The following is a 22,598-nucleotide window of genomic DNA, read 5'->3' as shown; positions in this document are numbered from 1 at the left end:
TGTCGGGACAAGTGGGTAAACAACGCAGTAACGCGTCGGGCGCGTCGGTTGTGCAATCAGCTCACTAGTTGAAAGGCGGCATCAGATGGCTCGTGACGAGGGAGGCCGGTGGGACGTCGGTATCAAGGACGACGCTGTTTTTGTTCAGCGGGTCTCGGATGCGGACGAGCAACTATTCATCGATTCGTTGGACTCGGATGAGGCGCGCAAACTGGCCGGGCTCCTGACGAAATTCGCGGACAAGCTCGACAACTCCGACAAATCGGCGGACTCGGAGAAGTCCGATAAGTCCAAGGGCAAGGACGACAAGGACGACGAGGACGACGAGGACGACGAGGACGACGGGGACGACGGGGACGACGAGGACGACGATGACGATGACGGCGATGACGACGATGACGAGGACGACAAGGACTCCGACGATTCTGACTGAGTTGCACTTGCGCAGCATTTGCGTTGCCTACCAACCGATCTGACACACGGCAGACTCGGCACTGGGCTGGCGGGTCGCGGAGGAGGGCTGCGCCCCAACCGGCCCGCCGCCGCACTCGCATTGACCCGCTGCTGGGCCGCGTGCTTGTCTCTGGCGGCTGGCCGACAAAGCGGCGGGATCTTGCCCGTGATGGGTAGGCGGATGACTATTGAATGGTCACGGCCGCAGAGGAGAAACGATGGCATCGGACCGCTGGAAAATCTTCGTCGGTGTCTGCGCCGCGGCGCTTCCGACCGCCCTGTCGCCGGCCCCGACCGCCCTGGCCGACAATCCGTCGTGGAACGGCCAGTACGCGATCACGTTCATGGTCGGCCCGAAGGCCGGGACCAGCATGGCGGTCGGCAATCCCGAGGTGCAGCACACCGAGACCTACGGCATCCGCTCGAGCTGCACGAATGGCAAGTGCGTCGCCACGATCGTCAGCGGCCCGCCGCCGACTAACCCGACGGTTCCGCAGCCAGTCCAATTCACGTGGGACGGGAAGTCTTGGTCGCAAACCAACGATTTCCAGTGGGACTGCATGATGCCCGATACCTCGATTCAATGGAATCCGGCGCGAGCCACCGTGACCTACACGCCACAACCCGACGGGTCGCTCGACGGGCTTATGCACACCGACATTTTGAGCGGCGCCTGCCAAGGCACCATCGACATGGACATGAAGGCCGAGCGGGTCTGAATTTGCGCCGACGCCGCGCCGGACACTTTCCGGCCCGGGCGGGCGGCCGCAAACCGTTTGCTGATTACGTGGTGCAATGCCTGGGTATCCATGTGACCATGCGTTTCGTCCATATTGTTGCCGCGGTTGGCATTGCCATCGCCTTGCTATCGGTCGCCCCGGCAGTGCTGGTGGCGGCGCCCGCCCGTGCCGACTTGAGTGGTTACGGAAATTGCGTGGGAAGGATTACGCAAATCCCGCTGTCGGAACACGACTACCAGAACCAGCAGCTGATTGGGACTATTGAGCAGGATCTCAACTCCGGTGTTTCTCCGGCCACCGAAGCGCAGAGGGTATCCCACATGGGATTCGACCCGCGCTTGGCCAGTCGAATTGTGGAGTGCGTAATTCAGGAGCACCCGTAAAGCCGGTGTTCGGCTGTTGCGCGGCTTACACTCTGCGAGTCAGCACCGGCGGCTGATTAGGCGGCGAAACCGGCGGACGGGGGTGCGTGCGCGCCGGCGCATCGGTGACGACCGTCTTGCCGTTGGTGCACGTGACGAGCTTGCCGGCGACGATCACGCCCTGGCCCTCGTCGATCGGGATGTCATAGCCGTCCGGTCGGTGTAGTGGCATCCGCCGCCCCCGCCGGTGGGCCCGTTGGGCTCGGCGTAAGCGGTGGCGGGCGCCACCGCGACGATGGCCAGCGCGCCGAACAGCGTGGCGGCGTAGCGGAACCGGATCGGCTTGTGGGTGTTCTTCATGGTGGTCTCCTGTAGGTCGTCGCGGCCCGTCGTTCGGGCGCGCGTTCACCGACTTGGAGCAACCGTGAGCACCGAAAGGGACACTTTCCCTCCGTTGATGGGCGAACCCAAGCCGCCGATAGGAAACTGAGCTGTTCGGGTTCGCGCGAAATACGCAACCGCCGAGAGTTCGGCGTCGGCCGGCGCCGCGAACGCATCGTTTGGGTTTCGTGAACGAGCCGGGTGGCTTCTCGGGCACACGAATCTAGAAGGCGCCCAGCCGAACTCGGCGCGATCAGCTGACACCCTATGCGGCCCTCGGCGTGCGTGAGCTGTGAGTCCGCGGATTATCGACGCATCCGCGGTATTTGACGGTTGCGCATTCACGGTGTTAGACCGGCTTGAGAAGGGTGCGGTGATTTCGTCGGCGCTGACCGCCAGCCGCTTACGATGCGATGCAGTTTGAGAATCTGAGCCAGGCGGAGCTGGTCGGTGCCGCCGGGGGTGATCCGTGGGCGGTCAACCAGAGCTTGCAAGCGGGCAGCCCGTTTCAGATTTCTCAGCTGGCGGAGGCATTCCACGCCGCGGGCCGCTGCTCCGCGGAGGCCGAGCACTCATTCGAGCAAGCCCGTAAGCGATTCGACGCCGCCTGGAATCACCAGAACGGCGATCATCCGATCAATGGCTCTGCTGAGGTGCAGCGCCTCACCAAATCCCTTGGGCTACATACGGACCAGCTGCCGAAAATCGGCGACGACTTGGAGAACATCGCCGGCATGCTGGCCGCGGCGCAGAAGGAGGGCGCCGCGGAGATCGCCTCACTGGAGCGCCAGCTGCGGCTTTTGGACAAGCTCATCACTGCGGCGAAGAAGGATCTGCAGGGTCCGCTCGACCCGAAGAGTCGGGCTCAGCTGGAGGCGTTGATCCGGGACGCGCACGCGGACGCTGACGACGACACGCGAGACGCTTTGAAGCAGATGAATTCGATTCGGGACGTCTACACGAGGTCGCTGCGTCAGGCGCAGGCGAACGGCAACCTGACCCCGCAGGACGCCCGGGCGGTGAGCGAGTTCAAGCCGGCCGGCTTCGGGGACGGGGAAGGCCCTCCTCCCAGCGACCCCAGGATCATCGGTCCGGCAGGTGACCCCCGACACGAGCAGAACACATACGACCTACAGGACCAATTTTCTGATGGCCAAGGGCCCACGTTCGGCGGCGACCCGCGAGACGGCTTCCCCCGCAGCCCCGCCTCGGAGCTGGCACAAGGTCCGCCCGGATCCCGGCCGCTGCCGACGGGGACCGCGATTGGACCTGACGGCCACCGCTACGCGTTCTTCTCTCACCCCGACGGCACCCACGTGCCCGGCTACAACCAGTTCGCGACCAACGGCGACGTGTGGGATTACAGCGACCCCAACCACCCCGTCAAAGTGGGCGACCTGCCCGGCATCTACCAAGCGTCGGGGGTGTATGACCCTGCCACCAATCAGATGGTGGTTATCGGGAACACCAGCAACCGGGAAGGCGACCTCCAGCGTGGGATGTGGGTGTCGGGGCCGATCGACCCCCGCAACCCGAATGGCTGGATCAACAATTTGCAACGCGTCGGAAATGTCAGCCTCCCGGGTGACCGTGAAAGCCAGGTGGTCAAGCTGCAGGGCGGTGGGTTCATGCTGGTCGGAGCGACCAAAGATGGCCCGGTACAGGCGATTTCCGCTGCCACGCCGCAGGGCCTGATGAACGCGACGCCCGTCACGATCATGGACCAACAACGGATGCCGTCCGTGTATGGACCGACCATCACCGGCACATCGCTGAACCCCCAAACCGGGCTCGAGACGATCAATTTGCGGCTCAGCACATGGACGGGCGCCGCCTACGACCCCAACACCTGGACCACGACATTCGATGTCCAACACTAAGAGAGGCGGCACAGCGTGTTCGGGAGGATGACAACAGCGATCGTAGGCGCAGCCTTGACGGTCATAGCAATCGGTTGTTCCCGCGCAAACCCGGGCGTAGCTACGGCGACACCGCCAAAATTCCCCGACCTCAACGCCTTCCAATCGGTCGACCCCGCCCCGTACACAATCCAGTTCGGCCGCGGCGGTGGCGGAGTCTTCTTCTCCACCCCCGACGGACTCCAGTGCGGGTGGGCTTCGCTAGCCAATGGGCCAGACGATCATGTGAGTGTGGGCTGCGACGGGCCGATTCCGGGCCTTCCCGACGGGGCTCCGCGCGGGCGAGACGGCTGCCAACAAGTCGGTGTCGCGAGCACGAAACCGACAGACCTCGGCCCCTACGGATTCCATGATGGCGGGTGCCCGGCCATCACGGCGCCGGTACTGAACGTGGGTCAAAAGCTTACCGCCGCAAACACCACCTGCCTGGTCGGAGCCGACCGGTTGACCGCGTGTATCGACCCAGTGCTCAATCGCGGGTTCGTGCTGCAGCCGTCGGGCTCGTGGACCTTCTGAATCGATGCGATGCAGCCAATGCACAGGTGGCGCATAGCAAACTTGCGTAAAGTGACTCCCATGGGGTGTAAGAGGGGATGGTCCTTAAGCGCCGCAATCTGCGTTGTCAGTTTGGCCGCGGCCCCCGTTGCCGCAAGCGACCCGGGGTCACCGTCGTATAACCAGGGCAAACAGGCCGTTGATATTCAGGTCAATCAGCATCATGTGGTCTTTCCAGCCACGACGGATTGGCCGGCCTACTGTCAAGAAGAGCTCGGCAACGTGACCAAGAGCGGGCTTATGCCAAGGGTCGATTCCCCCGCAGACTTCATCGCTGGCTGCCAAGACGAAGGCCGCGCTCTCGCACACTGAGGTCTGGCTCTGGATCGGTGCTGCTTTGACCGACCCGGCGCCGGCCTGGCGGCAGTCGCGGCATTGGCGGCGAAGGCAGGCGTTTTGCAGCGGACCCAAGACCGGGCCGAGCGTGCAGCCCATCTGGAGGAGTGGGCGTGCTGCGCCACCGCCGCCTGATCGCGGTAGCGGCCTGATCCTCGGCGACGAAGGCTAGCTCTGTGCGCAGAAGAGCTTTCACGCAGCGGAACGGCAGTGGTTTGACCGAGACCCGAACCGCCCCCATCAGAAACGGCCCCCGCACCCTTTGCATGAGTATTACATGCGCTTTGTTAGCTCCGCTAAGTACAGAAGTGATCTGCGAAAAACTCTGGTGCGCGATACTGGGATTGAACCAGTGACCTCTTCCGTGTCAGGGAAGCGCTCTCCCGCTGAGCTAATCGCGCCGGGGTCAAAAACTGGAGGTGGAGACGGGAATCGAACCCGTGTGCACGGCTTTGCAGGCCGTTGCCTCACCACTCGGCCACTCCACCGCTGGGATTGATGCCACTTGCACCTTCGAGCGGATGACGGGATTCGAACCCGCGACCCTCACCTTGGCAAGGTGATGCGCTACCAACTGCGCTACATCCGCGCGCCTCGGACGAGATCGTCGCCCGGTGCGAAGCACGACGATAGTCCACGTGAGCGGGCACATACAAATTTCTTGGTACGAGCCGCGTACTAGGCTAGCGCACACCCCTGCGGGTGCATGCGGCCCATACGGGGAGGTTGGTTCGTGCTAGTCTTCGACGTCGTTCGCCTCTCGGCGCCGGTCCCGTGGCTCAGTGGGAGAGCGTCCGCTTCACACGCGGAAGGTCGCTGGTTCGATCCCAGCCGGGACCACCATAAGTTCGCAGTTCCAGGCCCTCGGCTCGGCTGCTCAGGCGCGATTTCCCGTCATCGCCCGCAGGTCATTCCGCGATATGGTGTGGCGACCAGTGCAAGGCGCACCGGCCTGACTCGCGAGGACAGTGACCGTCGATGGCCGACGTAGATGCAGCGGCGACCCAGCAGGATCTGGTCGCCAAGGCCGCCGCGGAAATCGAGGAGATCGGGCGCGGCGGATTCGGGGTGCTCTACCGCTGCGACCGGCCCGACCTGGACCGCATGGTGGCGGTCAAGGTCCTCACCGACGACCTCGGCCCCAAGACCCTCGACCGGTTCCTGCGCGAACACGCGGAAGTGGGCGGAGCCGTAGACGGCGCCGACCAATCGCCGACGCGGCGCTTGGCGAATTGCCGGCAGGCCGCCGCACTGGGGCCGGCATCGATCCAGCCGCGCGGCCGCTGGCGGCCCTTCAGCCACGCCTGCTGCCCGCCGAAACCATCACCGCCGCGGGACACGCCGCCGGCGACGACCTCGCGCTGGCGCGCGCCCACTGCGCCCCAACGCGGATTGCCGCGGCAGCTCGACGCGGCCCTCGGTCGACGGCAGACAACACTGGAAAGGACGGTGGAGCGTGGTAGCCAACCAAGAAGGCATCGGCATCCTGAAACTCGAATGCCCGCAAGGCCATCCGGTCGGCCGGATCCTCAAGGACGCCCCGCATCAGGCGGTTCAATACGATCCCGGCGCCATGGTGGGGCCCCGCCGGTTCTGGCCGGATGAAGAGGACCAGCCGCAGTTCGACGCGCAGTGCAGGCACTGCGACAAGCCGGTGGGCGAGGCCACGGCCACGCTGCAGGTCAAACTGGCCGAGGTGATCGCCGACGCGTCGGTGACGGCCGGGACGGCCACGCTCGCGTACCGGTAGGTCGCCGCTACCGGCTCATCAGACACCCAGCCGGCCGGAGAGGCGGTTGAGCCGCTCGAGGCTGGCCCCGTCCAAGCCGGTCATGCGCACCGTCTTGCCGCGGGCGCGGTACTTGTTTCGGATAGCGTCGAGGGTGGCCACCGCCGATGCGTCCCAGATATCGGTGCCGGACATGTCGATCAGGACGTCGTCGGGGTCGTTGGCGTAGTCGAATTGGTGCACAAGGTCGTTGCTGGAGGCGAAGAACAATTCGCCCCGTACGCGATAGACGCGGGTGCCGCGACTCTGCGATGGGTGGTCGGCTTCGACGATCGTCAGGTGCGCGACCCGGCGTGCGAATGCGGCCATGGCGGTAAGGACCCCCAGAGTCACCCCGACGGCCAGATTGCCGGTGGCCACTGTGGCCACGACGGTGACGATCATGACGACCGTTTCGCTGCGCGGCAACACTTTCAGCGTGCGGGGCGCCACGCTGTGCCAGTCGAAAGTGGCCGCGGAGACCACGATCATCACGGCCGCCAGCGCGGCCATGGGTATTCGACCGACCAGGTCGCCGAGCGACATGATGAGCAGCAACAGAAATGTCCCGGTGCACAGGGTCGACAGCCGTGTTCGTCCGCCGGCGATCTTGACATTCATCATGGTCTGGCCCACCACCGCACAGCCGCCCATGCCGCCGAAGATCCCGGTGAGGATGTTGGCCACTCCCTGGCCGCACGCTTCGCGGGTCTTGTTCGACGGCGTTTCGGTGAGGTCATCGACGAGCTTGGCGGTCATCAACGATTCCAGCAGCCCGACCAACGCCACGCCCAGGGCGTACGAAACGATGATCCGCAGCGACGCCCAGGTCAACGGCACGTGCGGAATCGCCGGGGACGGCAGCGAATGTGGCAGCTGGCCTTGGGATCCCACGTCGGGCACATGCCAGCCGAAGGCCGCGACCGCCGCCGTGAGGACCAGCACCGCCACCAGGGGAGGCGGGACGGCGGTGGTCAGTTTGGGCAGCAACACCATGATCGCGATGCCGACCGCGGCGAGCGGATAGACCAACCACGGGACACCCACCAAGTGCCGAAGCTGGGACAGGAACACCAGGATCGCCAGGGCGTTGACGAACCCGATCATCACGCTGCGTGGGATGAACCGCATGAGTTTCGCGATGCCGACGAGCCCGAGCAATATCTGAAGGGCGCCGGCCACGACGATCGTCGCGACCAGGTAGTCGATTCCGTGTTCGCGGCCGACCGGCGCGACGACGAGGGCCACGGCGGCGGTGGCCGCCGAGATCATGGCCGGTCGGCCTCCCGCAACCGCCACGGTCAGCGCCATAGTCACCGAAGAAAACAGGCCGACACGGGGATCGACACCGGCGATTACCGAAAAGGCGATTGCCTCGGGAATCAGCGCGAGCGCCACGACCAGTCCCGCGAGTACCTCGGTGCGCAACCGGGGGAGGTCGCGCAACGCGCCGAGGACGCCGTCGCCGCGGCCACTCACGCCGTATCGACGTGCGGCAGCAGGCCTCATCGTGGTTCTGTTGTGTTGAAGAGCCGCAAAGCGTTTGGCGATCATCAGCAGGGGAAGCGCTTTTCGAGCGCATGCAGGAGTCGGCGGATCTCTTTCATGCGCGCCTGCAACTGTCGCAGTTGCTCGGAAGTGCACGGTTGCGGGCGCAGCTGCGGCCCGAGACCCGCGGCGGCTCCGAGTTCGGCGTGCTCTGCGCGCAGCAACTCGGCGAACAGCCGGGCCTGGGCGACGTCCGCGTGGTGCGCTGGAGACGCTGCCCGCGTCGCGCCGACCAGTCGGTCCTCGGGGAGGGCGGCCAGTTGTTCGCGGCCGGCCGAGTAATACGGGCGATGCGGTATGCCCGGCGCAATTCCGGTGAGCTCTCCCGCTGCTCTTAGCTCGGTCTCAGTCATCACTCTTGCTGACCTTCCGGTGAAGTGGGCGGCGGTCGGAGCGTTTCCTCACCGGCCACCGTCGTTGAACGCGCCCTACGCCGTCACAGCCGAGTCGTGCCCGAGAAACGCGAGGATGTCGTGGCGACGGCGCTGATAGGCATCGGTGAATTGGGCTTGCGGAGCACGGGGCTCGTCGATCGTGATGACGTCGGTGACGGTCGCGGGCCGGTGGCTCAACAACACGATCCGGTCAGCGAGCAGCAGCGCCTCGTCGACGTCGTGGGTGACGAACAGAATGGTCATTTTCTGCCGCTCCCACACCGTCATCAGCAGCCGCTGCATGTCCAGTCGGGTCTGGGCATCCAGGGCACCGAAGGGTTCGTCCATCAGCATCACCTTCGGCTCACACGCGAGGGTACGAGCCAACTGCACCCGCTGCCGCATGCCGCCGGACAGGTGGCTGGGCAGATGACCGCCGTAGGACCCCAGGCCCACCTGCTCGAGGCGCTCTTGCGCCGCGGTCTTCAAATCCCTGCCGCGCATGCCGCGCAGCCGCATCGGATACATGACGTTTTTCAGCGCCGTACGCCACGGGAACAGTGCGTCTTCTTGGAACACCATGGCGCACTGGGCCGCATTGCCCGCCACGGGCGCACCGTCGACCGTGGCGTTCCCGCTCAGCGGGGTGAGGAGCCCCGCCAGCGCTCGCAGAATCGTGGACTTGCCGCACCCCGACGGGCCGAGGAAGACGACGACCTCGCCGGGATCGATGTCGAGGGTGATGTCCGCGGCGACAACTCCGTTGAAACCCAATTTCAACCGGTCGAGGTGAACGGCGCCGGCGCTCATCGGCTTGCCCTCGGCAACCAGCGGTTGATGCGGCGGCCGACCCGCTCTACCGCCCACGCCGTGATCAGACCCAGCGCGCCGATCGAGATCATGCCGACGACCACTCCGGGGTAATCCAGCAGGCCGTAGGACTGCCAGGTGTAGTAGCCGATGCCGAACTGCCCGGAAATCATCTCCGCGCTGACCACGCAGATCCAAGCCACCCCCATGGCGACGGACAGGCCGGCGAAGATGCCGGGCAGCGCCCCCGGAAGGATCACGTGCAACAGCAGCGAAAGCCGGCCCGCGCCCATCGTTTTCGCGGCTTCCTCCCACACTTTAGGCAGCGACTCCGTGGCGTGGATGGTGCTGACGACGACGGGGAAGAACGCGGCGAAGAAGGTGATGAACACGATGCCTTGTTCGCTGGAAGGAAAGAGCAGGATCGTCAGCGGCACCAGGGCTATCGCCGGGATTGGCCGCACGATCTCGATGAAGGGCCGCAACGTCATCCGTGCTGTCGCTGAGCGGCCGACCAGAATGCCCAGGGCGACGCCGACGACGGCGGCGAGACCGAACCCGAGCAAGATGCGTTGCAGACTGGCCAGCAAGTCGTCGTAGTAGCCGCCGGAACTGATTCGCGCACCGAGGCTCTCGACAACCCGCATGGGGGCGGGCATCCGGTTGAACCGCAGCCAGGCCACGACGTTGTGCGCGGTGAGCAGCTGCCACAGCGCGACGAACGCGACGATCGGGATCAGCGGCAGCACCACGGCCGCGGTGCGGCGCTGGACCGCCGGCGGAATGCGGATCGCGCCCGGCCTCAGCCTCGGCGCCGAGACCGGCGCGACGGGTGCGGCCCCGATGGCCTCCAGGCGAGTCAGTGTGCTTGTCACGGGAGCTCCTTACTTCTCGGTTTCAGTCGTCGGCTATTGCGGCGACCGGGACTGCGCCACGGCTGCCGAGTAGGCGAGTGGTGCGGCTGTCGGATGACTCGCCCGGTAGGTGTCGGCGCCGGCACCGGTGGCGAAGGGTTTGTACCGCTGAGTGGGGGGCGCATCCGGGTCCGCAAGCCACACAGCATGATTGGCGAATAACCGGGTGCCGGTCGCGGTGTCGGGGACGTACGCGGTCCGCACCGCGGCAGTGCCGGCCACTCGGCGCAGCAGGCACGTCGGTGTCGCGGCCACCACAGTGCCGTCGGCCCCCCGGGCCCACATCTCCGAGGCCTGCGCCGGATCGGTGACGGGCAGCCCGCACAGGTCGTCGTATCCGCTCAGCACGCTCGGGTTGGTCACGTCGGCGCGCCTACGGTCATAGTCATCGCCGAAAAGCCGTCGCAGATATCCGTCGTCGATAAACGACGCGACGTCGAAGTCCTTGCTCACCGAGCCCCGCGCGACCAGGAACTTCTTGATCCCGTCGGCGGCCTTGACGAACCGGTCCTTCAACGTCATATCGAACGACACCAGCCCGTCGGGGCCGTTATAGAGGTAGACGACTTCGGGTTCGATGCCGGTCAACTGGCTCACTCGGAGCGCGGCCGCCAGCGGATGCGTGACGATGTAGTCGGTGGTCGTCCGCATCGCCCGCAGGAACGCGGCCATCACGTCGCGGTTGGCTTCGGCGAACTGTTTACGGACGACGACGCCGTGGAATGTCGGCACGTTGTTGTCGCCGCCGTCGTAGAGCAGCCTGCCCTGGTTGCGGAAGATCACCAGTTGTGGCCACGGCACGAACTGCGCCAACGCGTCGACCTGCCCACCGTCGATGGCCGACGCTCCGATCGACGGATCCTGGTTGACCGTGTGCACGGCATGGGGGTCGATACCGTTGTGCTGCAACGCTGCTGAGATCATGCCGTCGCCTGCCGACCCGAGGCTGGTGGACAGCCGCCTACCGACCAGATCGGCCAGGGTGCGCGCCGCGGAACCGTTGGGAACCACGACCTGGTTCAGCGAGCCGCGCAGACTGTAGCCGGTGATGGCGATCAATCTGGTCTGAGCGTCGTCGTACTTCTTCGTCTTCGATCCGTTGGTGAGCAAGGGGTAGTCGCCCATCGACCCGATGTCGACGTGGGTGGCGATCATCTGCGCGGTCAGCGGTGCGCCGGAGGAAAAGTCCTGCCATACCACCCGGTACTTGCGGCCCGTCGACTTGCCGAGTTGGTTGAGCTCGCTTTCGAACGCGCCGCGGTCACGCATCAAGGTTCCGGCGTTGACGGTGTTGATGGTCTTGGACTGGTATCCGACGTTGATCACCAGGGCGGACTCGGTCAGCACGCCGCATCCGCTCAGCGCCTGGATCACGGGCACGACCACTGACGCGGCGGCCGCCGCGGAAACACGCCGCCAGCGCGGCCCTCGAGCACCCCGCGAGGTGCGTCGGCCTGGTCGGGCGAATGGAATCACGTCGTACACGCAATCCAGCGTCGGGGTTTTCTATTACCGCTCGATCACTGGACGTTGCACAACCGTTACGCCATCTGGCCCCTCAGGGCGCAGGTGGTTACGGCGCTGCGGTGCCGGGCGCCGGCGGAAGTTCGCCGGGGCCCAACGACGCCGGCCGAGCGTTGGCTCCGCGCGCAAATGAAGTCTGAGTTACGCCACCTCGGTTTTCCTGGCACTCCGGCGCGGTGAGCGAAAGACTGGGTGATTGTGAAAACCTCAGGCGCTGCGGCCAACCCGGGAACGCAAGACACTCCGACGGCAGCTGCGACGCCCAGTGCCGAGCCAGACTATCGTTTCACGCTGGCAAACGAGCGGACCTTCCTGGCTTGGCAGCGGACCGCGTTGGGGTTGCTTGCGGCGGCGGTCGCTGTGGTGCAGTTCCTGCCGGAACTAGCCGTACCGGGGGCGCGGCACATCCTCGGTGGCGCTGTGGGCGCAACGGCGATGCTGACTTCGGTTGCGGGCCTGCAGCGTTGGCGGCACGTCGATCGTGCGATCCGCCTCGATCAACCGCTGCCCCGCCCGGCCACACCGGTCTACCTGACGGTGGCGCTGATCGCCGTCGGCCTGGCGACGGTGGCCTTGGCGCTGGTCGGAACCGGGAGCGGCCGGTGACGTCCGCGCAGGCCTCGCCGGGCGACCGCGGGCTGCAGCCGGAGCGTACGGCCCTGGCCTGGACGAGAACATCGCTGTCCGTCATCGGATCCGGGGTGTTGGTTCTGCTCAAGGACCGCAACCTCACCGCTCCCAGCGGTCTCGCGGCGCGCGTCGCGGTCGCGGGGGCGGCGGCCGCTCTCGCATTGGCCGTCTACACCGTCGGGGTGCGGCGCCGCCGCGCGCTGACGGTCCGCCCCTTGCCGCAGCGGGTGCACGCACGACGCGCCGTGTTGCTCGTCGGCACCTCGGTCGTCTCACTGACGTCGGTCGTCGTCACCTATCTGATGCTGGGCGCCTAATTTCCGCGGCAGTTCAAATGTCCAGGAAGCGAACGTCTTTGGCGTTGCGGGTGATGAAGCTGCGGCGGGCGTCGACGTCTTCGCCCATCAGGATGGAGAACAGCTCGGCGGCCGCGGCGGCGTCGTCGAGGGTGACCTGGCGCAGCACCCGCACCGAGGGGTCCATCGTGGTCTCCCACAGCTCTTTGGCGTCCATTTCACCCAGACCCTTGTAGCGCTGGATGCCGTCCTCTTTGTTGATCTTCTTGCCGGCCTTCAGTCCGGCCTCGAGCAGCCCGTCGCGTTCGCGGTCGGAGTAGGCGAACTCGGGGTCGCTGCGTTGCCACTTCAGTTTGTACAGTGGGGGCTGCGCCAGGAAGACGTGCCCGTTTTCGATCAGCGGGCGCATGAACCGGAACAGCAGGGTCAGCAGCAGCGTGGAGATGTGCTGGCCGTCCACGTCGGCGTCGGCCATCAGCACGATTTTGTGGTAGCGCAGCTTGGCGATGTCGAACTCGTCGTGGATGCCGGTGCCCAGCGTGGTGATGATGGCCTGGACTTCGGTGTTCTTCAGCACGCGGTCGATGCGGGCTTTCTCGACGTTGATGATCTTGCCGCGCAACGGCAGGATGGCCTGGAACATCGAGTCGCGGCCGCTCTTGGCCGAGCCGCCTGCTGAATCGCCCTCGACCACATAGAGTTCCGACTTCCGTGGGTCGGTGGAGCGGCAGTCGGCCAGCTTGCCGGGCAGCCCGCCGAGGTCGGTGGCGCTCTTGCGCCGCACCAACTCCCGGGCCTTGCGCGCCGCGATGCGCGCCCGGGCGGAGGACGCGGTCTTGGCGACGATGACCTTCGCTTCGGCCGGGTTGGCCTCGAACCAGTGGGCGAGCTGCTCGTGGCAGATCTTTTGCACGAAGGAGCGGACGTCGGCGTTGCCCAACCGCGTCTTGGTCTGACCCTCGAACTGGGGCTCCGCGAGTTTGACCGAGATCACCGCGGCGAGGCCCTCGCGGATATCGTCGCCGGTGAGATTGGCCTCGCTCTCTTTCAGTAGCTTCTTGTCCTTGGCGTACTTGTTGACCACCGAGGTCAGGGCGCTGTGGAAGCCCTCTTCGTGGGTGCCGCCCTCGTGGGTGTTGATGGTGTTGGCGAAGGTATGCACCGACTCCGTATAGCCCTCGTTCCACTGCATCGCGATCTCGACCTCATGTCCGGGTTCGCGGCCCGAGATTTCGATGATGCTGGGCTGGATCGGTGATTTCGCGCGGTTGAGGTGGGTGACGTAGTCGACCAGTCCGCCTGGGTAGTGAAACCGACGCTGCTCTGCGGGATCGGCGGCATTGGATCGTCGATCCGTCAGCGTCAGCAGCAGCCCCTTGTTCAGGAAGGCCATTTCTTGCAGTCTTCGGGCCGCGGTCTCCGCGCTGTACAGCGTGGTCTCGAAGATGTCGGGATCGGCCCAGAACCGCACCGTCGTGCCGGTCCGCCTCGTGCTCGCGCCGCGGGTCAGGGCGCCGGGGATGGCATGGTCATACTGCTGCGACCACTGGAATCCGTCGCGGCAGATGTCCACCTCGAGTCGTGTGGACAACGCGTTGACCACGGAAACCCCGACACCGTGCAATCCGCCGGAGACGCTGTAGGAGCCCGCGTCGAACTTGCCCCCGGCGTGCAGCTGGGTCATCACGACGTCCACGGTGGGGATTCCGGTCGCATGCATCGCGACCGGAATCCCACGCCCGTCGTCCGTCACCTCGACCCCGCCGTCGGCCAACAGCGTCACGTCCACCCGTCGGGCGTGGCCGGCCGTGGCTTCGTCGACGCCGTTGTCGACGACCTCCCAAATCAAATGGTGCAGGCCGCGTTCCCCGGTGGACCCGATGTACATGCCGGGCCGCTTGCGGACGACATCGAGGCCTTCCAGGATGGTGATCGATTGCGCGCCATAACCGTTGGGAGTGACACCATCGGCCATCGGTCATACCTCCTAGGCGGTGCGGGCCGGAACGAAGTCCAGCGGCGCCCCGGCCGGGATCAGCTCCTCGGTTTTCACGCTCTCGTCGAACGCCTGGATGAACCGGTAGGCGTGCTGCATCACCCACCACCGCACCCACGTCTGGTTGACCGCCTCGCGTTCCTTCGGGTCCTCCAGCAGGTTGGTGATGCGGGCAAAGCCGAGCGGGATCTCCGGGTCATGGAAGTGCTGCTGGCGCTTGAAGTTGATCTTGAACTGTGACCACTTCACCGCGTGTAGCTCTTCGTTGAGCCACACCATGCAACCCTCGCGGCTGGATTCGTCGGCGCCGGCGAAGAATTCGCGCTGGTCGATGCCGTCGATGATGCGGTCGTCGGGGACGTCGCAGCCGGCCCAGCGCAGCAGCGTCGGGAACATGTCGGTGACGTGCACCATCTCGTTGCTCTCGCGAGGTTTGACCTTGCCCGGCCAGCGGATCAGGCACGGGGTGCGGATTCCGCCCTCGGCGGAACTGAAGTACGAACCATCGAAGAAGCCCGCGGTGCCGCGACCGACCAGGTGGTCTTCGGCGCCGTTGTCGCCGGCAAACACCACGATCGTGTTCTCCTCGATGCCCAGCTCGGCCAGATAGTCGAGAATGCTGCCGAAGTCGTGGTCGAGCATCAGCAGCGAATCACCCCATGCGCCGTTGGTGCTCTTGCCCTTGAACTCCTCGCGCACCTCCATCGGGAAGTGCATCAACGAGTGGTTGTGGTACAGGTAGAACGGTTTGCCTGCCTCGACACTGCGTTTCATGAACGCCTTGGCCCGACGGTCGTATTCGCCGTCCATCTCACCCTTGAGTTTGACCGTCAGCTGCTGGTCGGTGGCGGTGACCCCGTCGGCCTTGGTGCCCTCGTACATGTACGAGTAGCCATCGCGCTCACCGTCGTACCACGGGTCGTCGGGCCACAGGCACTCGTCGTAGGTGCGGGCCGGGCCGTACCACTCGTCGAAGCCGTGGTCGGTGGGCCAACGGCCGTCCTCGGCACCGATGTGCCATTTTCCGAAACACGCAGTGGCGTAGCCGGCTTCGGAGAGGATGTCGCCCATGGTGCGTTCCCAGGCGACGATCCCACCACCGTTTCCGCCCAACGCGATGGTGTGATTGCCCGACCGGATGGGATAGCGCCCGGTCATCAGTGCCGACCGGGTTGGGGTGCACTGTGGTTCGACGACGAAGTGCGACAGCTTCAGCGACTCGGCGGCGAAGGCGTCGGCGCGGGCGGTGTCGGCGCCGCGCAGGATCCCTCCGCCGTAGCAGCCGAGCTCGCCCATGCCGAGGTTGTCGACGTGGAAGTACACGATGTTGGGTTGTTCGGGCATGACGGTGCCACCTCTCGATTAGTGCGGGATGAATCGTTGTCGCGGTGTGGATCAGCCGACTACGGCGGCGGCGGTGCGTCCTCACGCGTGGCGGTGGTGACCAGCGAGCATCGGTCACCGCGATAGCGCACCGTCTCCAGGTCGAACGGTGTGCCGTCGCGCAAATGGGTCAGCCGGTGCAACAACAGCAGCGGCGCACCGGTGCGGATCTGCAGCAGTGTGGCGGTGGTTGGGTCCGCCACGACGGATTCGACCGTGATTTCGGCCCAACCCAAGCGTTCGCCCAGTGCCTGCTCGATGAGCGCGAACACGTCCTGCTTGTCGAGTTCGGCGTCCATCGGAATGGCCCCGATGCGCAGCGAGGTGGTGTCCAGCGACAGCGGCAGCCCCCCGACCGAACGAAGCCGCTCGATGAACAGGATGGGGGAGTTCTCCGGCAGTCGCAGTTTGGCCGCCACGAACGGGGTGGCGGTGGATTCACGTACCGACAACACCTTGTTGTCCACCGGAAGCCGGTGCCCCGCAAGGGATTCCGCAAGCCCTTCGAGCCGGTCGAGGTGCTGGCGCAATTTCGCGCCCGTGACGAACGTGCCGGAGCCCTGCACGCGAGTGATCAGACCTTCCCCCCGCAGCAGTTCCAGCGCTTCGCGAATGGCGTTGCGGCTGACTCCCAGTTCGGCGGCCAGAGCGGATTCCGACGGCAGCGCCGGGCGTGCCGCGGCCAGACCGCCGTAGGCGCCCTCGAGGATCTGGCTGCGCAACACGTCGCGAACCCACCGCGCCGCGTCTGCCCGGGTACCGGCGTACTCCCGCGTGACAGGACGGGGAAAGTCCTTAGGAGGAATGTTTGGGCGCCGGGGCATGGGCTCACTGTGCCACCAATGAGCGGGGGTGGCGGTTAGCGGAATGTTACGCCACCCCGCCGGCGCGTTACGCCTTAGGCCAGGGTATATGCGGCGGCGTTATCGGCAGTGTTTCGCCACCCGTCAGGAGGCGATGCAGCGGAACCCGATGTGGGTGGTGGCGCTGTCCTGGGACTGCGACGACCGTGCGGCCGGACGATACCGATGGCAGTACTCCGGCGCGCACAGGTGCGAGCCGCCCTTGAGTGTCTGCATCACGGAGGGGTCACCGGTCGCCGGCGTGGGGCAACAGCTGGGCGCCTGGCGGTGGCTGGCGCTGTAGCGGGTGGTCGTCCACTCCCAGACGTTGCCGATCATGTCGACCAGGCCAAAGTTGTTGGGCGCGAACGTGCCCACCGGCGAGGTGCCCACCCATCCGTGAGCGCCGTCATTGCGGTAGGGGAATCTGCCCTGCCAGGTATTGGCCATGAGCTGACCGCCGGGAGCGACGTCGTCGCCCCACGCGTAGGTCGACGATGTGCCGGCGCGCGCGGCGTACTCCCACTGGGCTTCGCTGGGCAACCGCCGTCCCGCCCAGTTCGCGTACGCGGCGGCGTCCGGATAGGCCACCTGCACCACCGGATGGTCGAGCCGATCCTCGATCGAGGACCCCGGCCCGAAGGGCCGCCGCCAGCAGGCGCCCGGCACCCACGCCCACCACCGCCGCCAGTCGCGCAGATCCACCGGTCCGGAGGTCGGCGTGAACACGAGCGCACCGGGTACCAGCTCCTCGGGCGGCACGCCGGGGAAGGCGGCCGCGTCCAACGCGTTCTCCGCGACGGTGACGTAGCCGGTCTGGTCGACGAATTCGGCGAACTGCGCATTCGTCACCGGATGACGCTCGATCGAAAACGGGCGCACGGTCACTTCGTGCACGGGTGATTCCTCGGGGTAGAAAGCGTTGGACCCCATCAGGAAGGCGCCGCCGGGAAGGTCGATCAACTCGGTGAGCATGCCGCCAGGCTATGCGGTCTGCCCCTCACCCGGCGACCCACCGACGGACAGTCCGTTCCCGCCGATACTGTAAGAGCGACGGTAGCGCCACCCGCGGCGCCGGCGGAAGGAGTCCCGTGACACGGCAGCCATCCACACCACACGACGCGCCCCGCCCGCCGGAGGACGACTGGCTGGGAACCCCTTACCTGCGGTTGGAACGCCACGGCCCGATCGCGGTGTGCACCATCGACCGTCCCGAAGCCCGTAACGCCCTGACTCCCGCCATGTACTTCGGGATCCGTTACGCCGTCGGACGTGTCGCCGAGGACCCCGACCTGGCCGGCCTGCTCATCACCGGGACCGGTGACGTCTTCGCGCCCGGCGGCGACATGGGCGGCGGGGGAGTCACGGACAACTGGATCACGTTCGGCGGCGCGCTCGGCATGGACGTCACGCCGTTCGACACCGTGCGCACCTCGGCCAAACCCGTTGTCTCCGCGGTCAATGGCCTGTGCCAGGGCGGCGGATTCCAGATCGCGCTGTGCAGTGATCTGTCGGTGGTCAGCGAACGGGCCACCTTCCGCGTGCCCGAGCTGTTCCGTGGCTACGCCGACACCTACTACAGCCAGATGCTCACCCGCGTCATCGGGCCGGTGCGCACCCGCGACCTGATGTTCACCGGACGGGTGCTGACGGCCGCGGAGGCCCTGGACTGGGGCCTGGTCACCCGTGTCGTGCCGCACGAGGATCTGCTGGCCACCGCGAAAGAGCTACTCGCACAGTGCTGTCGGACCGCGCCCCGGGCCCGCGGTGTCATCAAGTCCAGCATCGACAGCTATCTGGGCCTCTACGACCGCATCGGCATGACCAGCAGCCTGAGCGACGCCGAGGCGCGGGAGGGCTTCCGCGCGTTCAAGGAGCGCCGCTCGCCCGACTGGGTGCACCCCGACCTGCGCGTCGAGGGACGGCTATAAGTCGATCCATTCCCCGTGCGGTGCAACCCGCAACCGGTCGCGGATCCCGGCCTGATCGAAGGCCGCCGCGAACTCGTCGGCGCCCTCGCTGAAGTGGGCCCAGCCGTCGACATGCGCCGGTATGACGACGCGGGCGCCCAAGACCTCGGCGGCGGCGGCCGCCCGCGCCGAGGTCAGCGTCAGCGGCCGGCCGCGCTCCTTGGCCGGCACGCTGGCCGCGCCCGCGAACAGCACCGCGACGTCGATGACGCCCACCCGGTCGGCCACCTCCTTGACCGCCGCCATCGAGGCGTTGTCGCCGCTGAGGTACACGGTGGGCAGCCCGGGCCCGGACAGCACGAAGCCGGTCACCTCGCAGTTGACGTGGCCGCTCGCGTCGCGCTGGCCGTCGGCCGGCCCGTGCACCGCCGGAACCGCCTGCACCACAAGCGATTCGGACAGTTCATAGGTGTGCCAGGGCGCGACTCCGACCGCGGGCGGCCCCAGCCTGGCGGCGCCGCCGGGGTGGCTGAGGACCAGCGGCGCGGCCAGGGCCATGCGGCGACCGTCGTCGTCGAGGTTGTCCGGGTGCTGGTCGTGGCTGATCAACACCGCATCCACCGGGCCGAGCGCTTCCGCGCTCACCGCCGGGCCGGTGAGCTTCGTCAGGTACGCGTGCTCACCGGGCGGGTCGAACGTCGGATCCATCACGATCCGCCGGCCCGCGATGTCGACCACGGTGGTCGGCCCGCCCAGCACACTAATCGCACGATCGCGGCGCCGCGCATCGACCGCAGCGCTCATATGCCCCGTCCCCGCCCGCGCCAATAGGGTTCGCGCAGATCGGCTTTCAGGATCTTGCCGCTTGCGTTACGGGGCAGCGACTCGACGAAGTCCACCGTCCGCGGGCACTTGTAGCCGGCGAGGTGCTGACGGCAGAAATCGATGACGTCCTGCGCATCGACCTCGCCGTCAGCCACCACGATCGCCTTGACCGATTCGCCCCAGAAGTCGTCGGGCACGCCGATCACCGCGGCGTCGGTGACCGCGGGATGCTCGATGAGAACGCTTTCCACCTCGGGCCCGTACACGTTCTCCCCGCCGGTGATGATCATGTCCTTGAGGCGGTCCTCGATGTAGACGTAGCCGTCGGCATCCAGGCGCCCCACGTCACCGGTGCGCACCCAGTCATCGCCGGTGATCGTCTCGGCGGTCGCCTCGGGCCGGTTCAGGTAGCCAGTCATGTTCTGGTTGCTGCGCACCCAGATCTCGCCCACCTCCCCTGCGGGCACCGGGGCGCCCGTCTCCGGATCGACCACGCGAATCTCGGTGCCCAGCACCGCCTTTCCGGCCGCCAGCTGTAAGTGCGGGCGAGCGGGATCCCGGTGGTCGTCGTCGCTCAGCGCGGTGACCGCGCCGCACAGTTCGGTCTGCCCGTACACCTGCACGAAACGCGTGTCGGGCCAGGTGGATAGCGCCCGGTGCAGCAGCGGCAGCGGCATGGGCGCGGCCCCGTAGACGATGTAGCGCAGGCCCGCGATCGCGGCGTGGGCCGCCTCGCCGGCGTCGAGGAACCGGGCGATCACCGGAGGGACGAAGAAGGCGTGGGTGGCGCCGGCCCGTACGGCACCCATCAGGGCGGCGGCGTCGGGCTCGCGGGTCATGATGGTCGGCACCCCGGCCCGAATGCCGAAGAGCGCATAGCCGATTCCGCCGACGTGAAACAGCGGCATCGCGACGAGGTTCGCGTCCCCGTCGTCGAACGGGAAGGCCGGCGCCAGGTTCGCGGCGTGGTTGACCAGTGCCCGCTGGCTCAGCAACACGCCCTTCGGTCGCCCCGTGGTGCCCGAGCTGTAGATCACCAGCGCGATTTCGCTCTCGTGCACTTCGGGGTCGCGCTCCGTGGGAGACGCGGTGGCCAGCAGCGATTCGTACTCGTCGTCCACCACGACGATGCGCTCGACGCCCGGCACCCGAGCGGCGGCCGCCTCGGCCGCGGCCCGCAACTCCACACCCACAAAGAGCAGCCGCGCCCCGCTGTCGTCGAGCACGTGCACGAGTTCGTCGCCCGCGACGCGCCAGTTGACGACGGTGGCCACAGCCCCGATCGACGCCGCGGCGAAAAGCACCTCGAGGCATGCCGGGTGGTTCTTGTCCAGGAACGCGACGCTCTGCCCGCGCCGCACCCCGGCGGCGCGCAGCGCGCCGGCCGCACGGCGGATCCGCGCGGCCCAGTCGGCCCAGGACCACTGCAATTCGCCGTAGCGGATCGCGACGGCGTCGGGCCGCTGCTGTGCATGCCGATCGACGAATCCGGCGAGCGTTTCCGTGGTGTTCGCCGTGGTGTCGGCTGGTGGCATGAAACCCTCCGAGGTCGGTTTGTTCCAGTTTCTGATACGCGGCCGCGCCCGCGCACGCGGCCTGCCAGTTCTGTTGGAAGGTTTCGCCTACCAGTGGTCACCAACAAGTCCTGGCATTGGCCGCCGACGCCGGTGCACGATCAGGTTATGCCCGACAAGACACGCCTGCCGCTGCTGCCACCGCCCAGCTTGAGCGCCGAGCAAAAGCGCCTTTATGACGACATGGCGGCGGTGATCGAGCGCAACTTCGGCACACTCGTCGCCCGCCGCGAGGATGGCGCCCTGATCGGCCCCTTCAACGGCTGGCTGCATTTTCCGCAATTCGGAAAGCCGGCGTGGGCATTCAACAAAGCGCTCTGGGAGCACAGCGTGCTGCCGGACACCGTCCATCAGCTGGTGATTCTGGTGACCGCCGCCAAGTTCGGCGCTCGCTACGAGATCTATGGGCACGAGTACTTCGCCCGGCGGGCGGGCCTGGCCGAGCGCAAGATCGCGACGATCGCCGCGGGCGAACGTCCCCACGACCTCGACGCCGACGAAGGTGCCGCGTATGACATGGCGGCCGCGTTGAACCGGGGCGGCGCGCTTCCGGAGACGACGTACCAGGCAGCGCGACATGCGTTCGGTGCGGAGGGACTCGCCGAGATCGTCTTCCTGGTGGGATGTTTCTCGATGGTCGGCATAACGCTGAACGCGTTCGATGCGTCGGTGCCGGGCAGGGAGGAAGGTCTCGGCTAGCGCTGCGCCCGTTGATGTTTCAGCGGAGCCGCAGCGCTCATTCCATCGATCGGATCATCATCCCGCCGTCGTCCACGGCCTGCGGGGTCGCGTTGTTGTTCTGCCGAAAGTCGATGAACGCCGACCGCTGATTGGACGTGTTCAACAGCTCGGTGAAGGTCCCGAGGACGGGAATGGGGCCCTGCGGGGCCGGCACGTCGGCCGTGTAGTCGATGGACGCTTGCTGTTGAAAGTTGGCACTCTGCAGCGGCTGCGTGTTCGGGGCGGTCAGGTTCTTCATGTCGCCCAGGCCGGACGACGACGCGTACTCGTCCATGTCGGCCTGCAGCACAGCGCCCACATCCGTCGTGCCGGCGGGCTTCACCGCGACCCGCAGCTGCGCGCTGCCGTCGGCGTTGGTAAGCGCCACCCAATTCGGGCCGCGGTGCCCGACTGCCCAGCCCGGCGCGGGCACGATCGAGACGCCGTCGGCAACCTCGACCGGTTCGGCCGAGGCGAGTCGCACCGGCGCCGAATGGACGGTGGGAAACAGGGCGGTCGCCCCCGCCATCACAGCGGTGGCAACGGCCAGGGCGGCGGCCACCCGCCGCGGACGTATTGGTTTGGGTGTCGACATGTGCTGGCTCCTGATCCGGCTCTGGGCGAAAGGGAGATCCGCCCGCTGGTCTAACAATCTCCCGCACGCGGGCCGGTGTCCAAGACCGCGCCACAATTTGCTGATAGCTCTGCTCTATCGAAACCGGCTTCGGCGGCGGGCCG

The 22,598-nt window shown here is 66.7% G+C and carries 24 protein-coding genes and 4 tRNA genes; 10 read left to right on the top strand and 18 right to left on the bottom strand.

The window, feature by feature from the left end:
* Positions 1–85: 85 nt before the first annotated feature.
* From ACEL92_RS17305 to ACEL92_RS17295, 3 genes are all read left to right on the top strand, one after another.
* On the top strand, positions 86–433 hold the full coding sequence (locus ACEL92_RS17305) for a hypothetical protein (RefSeq protein ID WP_374021945.1): 348 nt from the start codon (positions 86–88) through the stop codon (positions 431–433).
* Between the two features lie 238 nt (positions 434–671).
* Positions 672–1,172: a hypothetical protein gene (locus ACEL92_RS17300; RefSeq protein ID WP_374021944.1), complete on the top strand. Its 501-nt coding sequence runs from the start codon at positions 672–674 to the stop codon at positions 1,170–1,172.
* 92 nt (positions 1,173–1,264) lie between these two features.
* Positions 1,265–1,576, top strand: a complete 312-nt coding sequence (locus tag ACEL92_RS17295; protein WP_374021943.1) for a hypothetical protein — start codon at positions 1,265–1,267, stop codon at positions 1,574–1,576.
* Positions 1,577–1,729: 153 nt separating this feature from the next.
* Here ACEL92_RS17295 and ACEL92_RS17290 read toward each other — a convergent pair whose 3' ends face one another.
* On the bottom strand, positions 1,730–1,915 hold the full coding sequence (locus ACEL92_RS17290; RefSeq protein WP_374021942.1) for a hypothetical protein: 186 nt from the start codon (positions 1,913–1,915) through the stop codon (positions 1,730–1,732).
* Positions 1,916–2,349: 434 nt separating this feature from the next.
* On the opposite strand from ACEL92_RS17290, the gene ACEL92_RS17285 reads away from it, so the two are divergent.
* Positions 2,350–3,816, top strand: a complete 1,467-nt coding sequence (locus ACEL92_RS17285) for a hypothetical protein (protein WP_374021941.1) — start codon at positions 2,350–2,352, stop codon at positions 3,814–3,816.
* Positions 3,817–4,518: 702 nt separating this feature from the next.
* On the opposite strand, the gene ACEL92_RS17280 is transcribed toward ACEL92_RS17285, so the two are convergent.
* The 4 genes from ACEL92_RS17280 to ACEL92_RS17265 form a co-directional block, all read right to left on the bottom strand.
* Positions 4,519–4,845 (bottom strand): hypothetical protein, encoded by a 327-nt coding sequence (locus ACEL92_RS17280; protein ID WP_374021940.1) that lies wholly within the window; start codon positions 4,843–4,845, stop codon positions 4,519–4,521.
* 227 nt (positions 4,846–5,072) lie between these two features.
* A tRNA-Val gene (locus tag ACEL92_RS17275) sits at positions 5,073–5,147 on the bottom strand.
* A 13-nt stretch (positions 5,148–5,160) separates the two neighbouring features.
* Positions 5,161–5,234 (bottom strand) — tRNA-Cys (locus ACEL92_RS17270).
* Between the two features lie 28 nt (positions 5,235–5,262).
* Positions 5,263–5,335, bottom strand: a tRNA-Gly gene (locus ACEL92_RS17265).
* Between the two features lie 179 nt (positions 5,336–5,514).
* On the opposite strand from ACEL92_RS17265, the gene ACEL92_RS17260 reads away from it, so the two are divergent.
* Positions 5,515–5,589, top strand: a tRNA-Val gene (locus ACEL92_RS17260).
* A gap of 51 nt (positions 5,590–5,640) precedes the next feature.
* Here the strand turns inward: ACEL92_RS17260 and ACEL92_RS17255 are convergent.
* Positions 5,641–5,955, bottom strand: a complete 315-nt coding sequence (locus tag ACEL92_RS17255; RefSeq protein WP_374021939.1) for a hypothetical protein — start codon at positions 5,953–5,955, stop codon at positions 5,641–5,643.
* A 247-nt stretch (positions 5,956–6,202) separates the two neighbouring features.
* Between ACEL92_RS17255 and ACEL92_RS17250 the strand changes: the two genes are divergently transcribed.
* The gene (locus tag ACEL92_RS17250) at positions 6,203–6,496 is read left to right on the top strand and encodes a hypothetical protein (protein ID WP_374021938.1); all 294 of its coding nucleotides are present in this window, start codon (positions 6,203–6,205) and stop codon (positions 6,494–6,496) included.
* Between the two features lie 18 nt (positions 6,497–6,514).
* Here ACEL92_RS17250 and ACEL92_RS17245 read toward each other — a convergent pair whose 3' ends face one another.
* The 5 genes from ACEL92_RS17245 to ACEL92_RS17225 all read right to left on the bottom strand — a co-directional run bounded on the left by ACEL92_RS17245 (position 6,515) and on the right by ACEL92_RS17225 (position 11,534).
* Positions 6,515–8,023 (bottom strand): SulP family inorganic anion transporter, encoded by a 1,509-nt coding sequence (locus ACEL92_RS17245; protein ID WP_374021937.1) that lies wholly within the window; start codon positions 8,021–8,023, stop codon positions 6,515–6,517.
* A 44-nt stretch (positions 8,024–8,067) separates the two neighbouring features.
* Positions 8,068–8,415: a hypothetical protein gene (locus ACEL92_RS17240; RefSeq protein ID WP_374021936.1), complete on the bottom strand. Its 348-nt coding sequence runs from the start codon at positions 8,413–8,415 to the stop codon at positions 8,068–8,070.
* A gap of 75 nt (positions 8,416–8,490) precedes the next feature.
* Positions 8,491–9,246 carry an ABC transporter ATP-binding protein gene (locus ACEL92_RS17235; protein ID WP_374021935.1) on the bottom strand — a complete coding sequence of 252 codons (756 nt, stop codon included), beginning with the start codon at positions 9,244–9,246 and terminating at the stop codon, positions 8,491–8,493.
* Positions 9,243–10,091 (bottom strand): ABC transporter permease, encoded by an 849-nt coding sequence (locus ACEL92_RS17230; protein WP_374026252.1) that lies wholly within the window; start codon positions 10,089–10,091, stop codon positions 9,243–9,245. Before ACEL92_RS17230 ends, ACEL92_RS17235 begins: the two co-directional genes overlap by 4 nt.
* Before the next feature lie 63 nt (positions 10,092–10,154).
* Entirely contained in the window at positions 10,155–11,534 is a 1,380-nt protein-coding gene (locus tag ACEL92_RS17225) for an ABC transporter substrate-binding protein (RefSeq protein WP_374021934.1), read from the bottom strand.
* Between the two features lie 441 nt (positions 11,535–11,975).
* On the opposite strand from ACEL92_RS17225, the gene ACEL92_RS17220 reads away from it, so the two are divergent.
* Together ACEL92_RS17220 and ACEL92_RS17215 are read left to right on the top strand one after the other, a co-directional pair.
* A complete protein-coding gene (locus ACEL92_RS17220; protein ID WP_374026251.1) occupies positions 11,976–12,290 on the top strand; it encodes a YidH family protein in 315 nt (104 codons plus the stop codon).
* Complete coding sequence (locus ACEL92_RS17215; protein WP_374021933.1) at positions 12,287–12,631, top strand: DUF202 domain-containing protein; 345 nt, start codon at positions 12,287–12,289, stop codon at positions 12,629–12,631. Before ACEL92_RS17220 ends, ACEL92_RS17215 begins: the two co-directional genes overlap by 4 nt.
* A gap of 13 nt (positions 12,632–12,644) precedes the next feature.
* Here ACEL92_RS17215 and gyrB read toward each other — a convergent pair whose 3' ends face one another.
* From gyrB to ACEL92_RS17195, 4 genes are all read right to left on the bottom strand, one after another.
* Entirely contained in the window at positions 12,645–14,585 is a 1,941-nt protein-coding gene (gyrB, locus tag ACEL92_RS17210; protein ID WP_374021932.1) for a DNA topoisomerase (ATP-hydrolyzing) subunit B, read from the bottom strand.
* A gap of 12 nt (positions 14,586–14,597) precedes the next feature.
* A complete protein-coding gene (locus ACEL92_RS17205; protein WP_374021931.1) occupies positions 14,598–15,950 on the bottom strand; it encodes an arylsulfatase in 1,353 nt (450 codons plus the stop codon).
* 59 nt (positions 15,951–16,009) lie between these two features.
* On the bottom strand, positions 16,010–16,714 hold the full coding sequence (locus tag ACEL92_RS17200) for a GntR family transcriptional regulator (RefSeq protein ID WP_374026250.1): 705 nt from the start codon (positions 16,712–16,714) through the stop codon (positions 16,010–16,012).
* Between the two features lie 222 nt (positions 16,715–16,936).
* The gene (locus ACEL92_RS17195; protein ID WP_374021930.1) at positions 16,937–17,806 is read right to left on the bottom strand and encodes a formylglycine-generating enzyme family protein; all 870 of its coding nucleotides are present in this window, start codon (positions 17,804–17,806) and stop codon (positions 16,937–16,939) included.
* Positions 17,807–17,922: 116 nt separating this feature from the next.
* Between ACEL92_RS17195 and ACEL92_RS17190 the strand changes: the two genes are divergently transcribed.
* Entirely contained in the window at positions 17,923–18,762 is an 840-nt protein-coding gene (locus tag ACEL92_RS17190) for an enoyl-CoA hydratase/isomerase family protein (RefSeq protein WP_374021929.1), read from the top strand.
* Here ACEL92_RS17190 and ACEL92_RS17185 read toward each other — a convergent pair.
* The gene (locus ACEL92_RS17185; protein ID WP_374021928.1) at positions 18,757–19,545 is read right to left on the bottom strand and encodes an MBL fold metallo-hydrolase; all 789 of its coding nucleotides are present in this window, start codon (positions 19,543–19,545) and stop codon (positions 18,757–18,759) included. The two genes, ACEL92_RS17190 and ACEL92_RS17185, sit on opposite strands and share 6 nt — an antisense overlap.
* Positions 19,542–21,101, bottom strand: a complete 1,560-nt coding sequence (locus ACEL92_RS17180) for a long-chain-fatty-acid--CoA ligase (RefSeq protein WP_374021927.1) — start codon at positions 21,099–21,101, stop codon at positions 19,542–19,544. The genes ACEL92_RS17185 and ACEL92_RS17180 overlap by 4 nt, the downstream gene beginning before the upstream one ends.
* 93 nt (positions 21,102–21,194) lie before the next feature.
* Between ACEL92_RS17180 and ACEL92_RS17175 the strand changes: the two genes are divergently transcribed.
* On the top strand, positions 21,195–21,839 hold the full coding sequence (locus ACEL92_RS17175) for a carboxymuconolactone decarboxylase family protein (RefSeq protein WP_374021926.1): 645 nt from the start codon (positions 21,195–21,197) through the stop codon (positions 21,837–21,839).
* 37 nt (positions 21,840–21,876) lie between these two features.
* Here ACEL92_RS17175 and ACEL92_RS17170 read toward each other — a convergent pair whose 3' ends face one another.
* A complete protein-coding gene (locus tag ACEL92_RS17170) occupies positions 21,877–22,455 on the bottom strand; it encodes a hypothetical protein (protein WP_374021925.1) in 579 nt (192 codons plus the stop codon).
* Positions 22,456–22,598: the final 143 nt, after the last annotated feature.

The sequence above is a fragment of the Mycobacterium hainanense genome, assembly GCF_041890355.1.
Lineage (GTDB): Bacteria > Actinomycetota > Actinomycetes > Mycobacteriales > Mycobacteriaceae > Mycobacterium > Mycobacterium hainanense.
The sequence above is the reverse complement of the archived record's forward strand: the minus strand, read 5'-3'. Positions and strand labels throughout refer to the sequence as shown.

Excerpts from the sequence above, each read along its gene's own strand:
- gyrB (WP_374021932.1), bottom strand. The coding sequence starts at position 14,585 with ATGGCCGATGGTGTCACTCCCAACGGTTATGGCGCGCAATCGATCACC.
- ACEL92_RS17185 (WP_374021928.1), bottom strand. The coding sequence starts at position 19,545 with ATGAGCGCTGCGGTCGATGCGCGGCGCCGCGATCGTGCGATTAGTGTG.
- ACEL92_RS17280 (WP_374021940.1), bottom strand. The coding sequence starts at position 4,845 with ATGGGCTGCACGCTCGGCCCGGTCTTGGGTCCGCTGCAAAACGCCTGC.
- ACEL92_RS17300 (WP_374021944.1), top strand. The coding sequence starts at position 672 with ATGGCATCGGACCGCTGGAAAATCTTCGTCGGTGTCTGCGCCGCGGCG.
- ACEL92_RS17195 (WP_374021930.1), bottom strand. The coding sequence starts at position 17,806 with ATGCTCACCGAGTTGATCGACCTTCCCGGCGGCGCCTTCCTGATGGGG.
- ACEL92_RS17205 (WP_374021931.1), bottom strand. The coding sequence starts at position 15,950 with ATGCCCGAACAACCCAACATCGTGTACTTCCACGTCGACAACCTCGGC.
- ACEL92_RS17235 (WP_374021935.1), bottom strand. The coding sequence starts at position 9,246 with ATGAGCGCCGGCGCCGTTCACCTCGACCGGTTGAAATTGGGTTTCAAC.
- ACEL92_RS17290 (WP_374021942.1), bottom strand. The coding sequence starts at position 1,915 with ATGAAGAACACCCACAAGCCGATCCGGTTCCGCTACGCCGCCACGCTG.
- ACEL92_RS17170 (WP_374021925.1), bottom strand. The coding sequence starts at position 22,455 with ATGTCGACACCCAAACCAATACGTCCGCGGCGGGTGGCCGCCGCCCTG.
- ACEL92_RS17305 (WP_374021945.1), top strand. The coding sequence starts at position 86 with ATGGCTCGTGACGAGGGAGGCCGGTGGGACGTCGGTATCAAGGACGAC.
- ACEL92_RS17245 (WP_374021937.1), bottom strand. The coding sequence starts at position 8,023 with ATGAGGCCTGCTGCCGCACGTCGATACGGCGTGAGTGGCCGCGGCGAC.
- ACEL92_RS17180 (WP_374021927.1), bottom strand. The coding sequence starts at position 21,101 with ATGCCACCAGCCGACACCACGGCGAACACCACGGAAACGCTCGCCGGA.
- ACEL92_RS17240 (WP_374021936.1), bottom strand. The coding sequence starts at position 8,415 with ATGACTGAGACCGAGCTAAGAGCAGCGGGAGAGCTCACCGGAATTGCG.
- ACEL92_RS17285 (WP_374021941.1), top strand. The coding sequence starts at position 2,350 with ATGCAGTTTGAGAATCTGAGCCAGGCGGAGCTGGTCGGTGCCGCCGGG.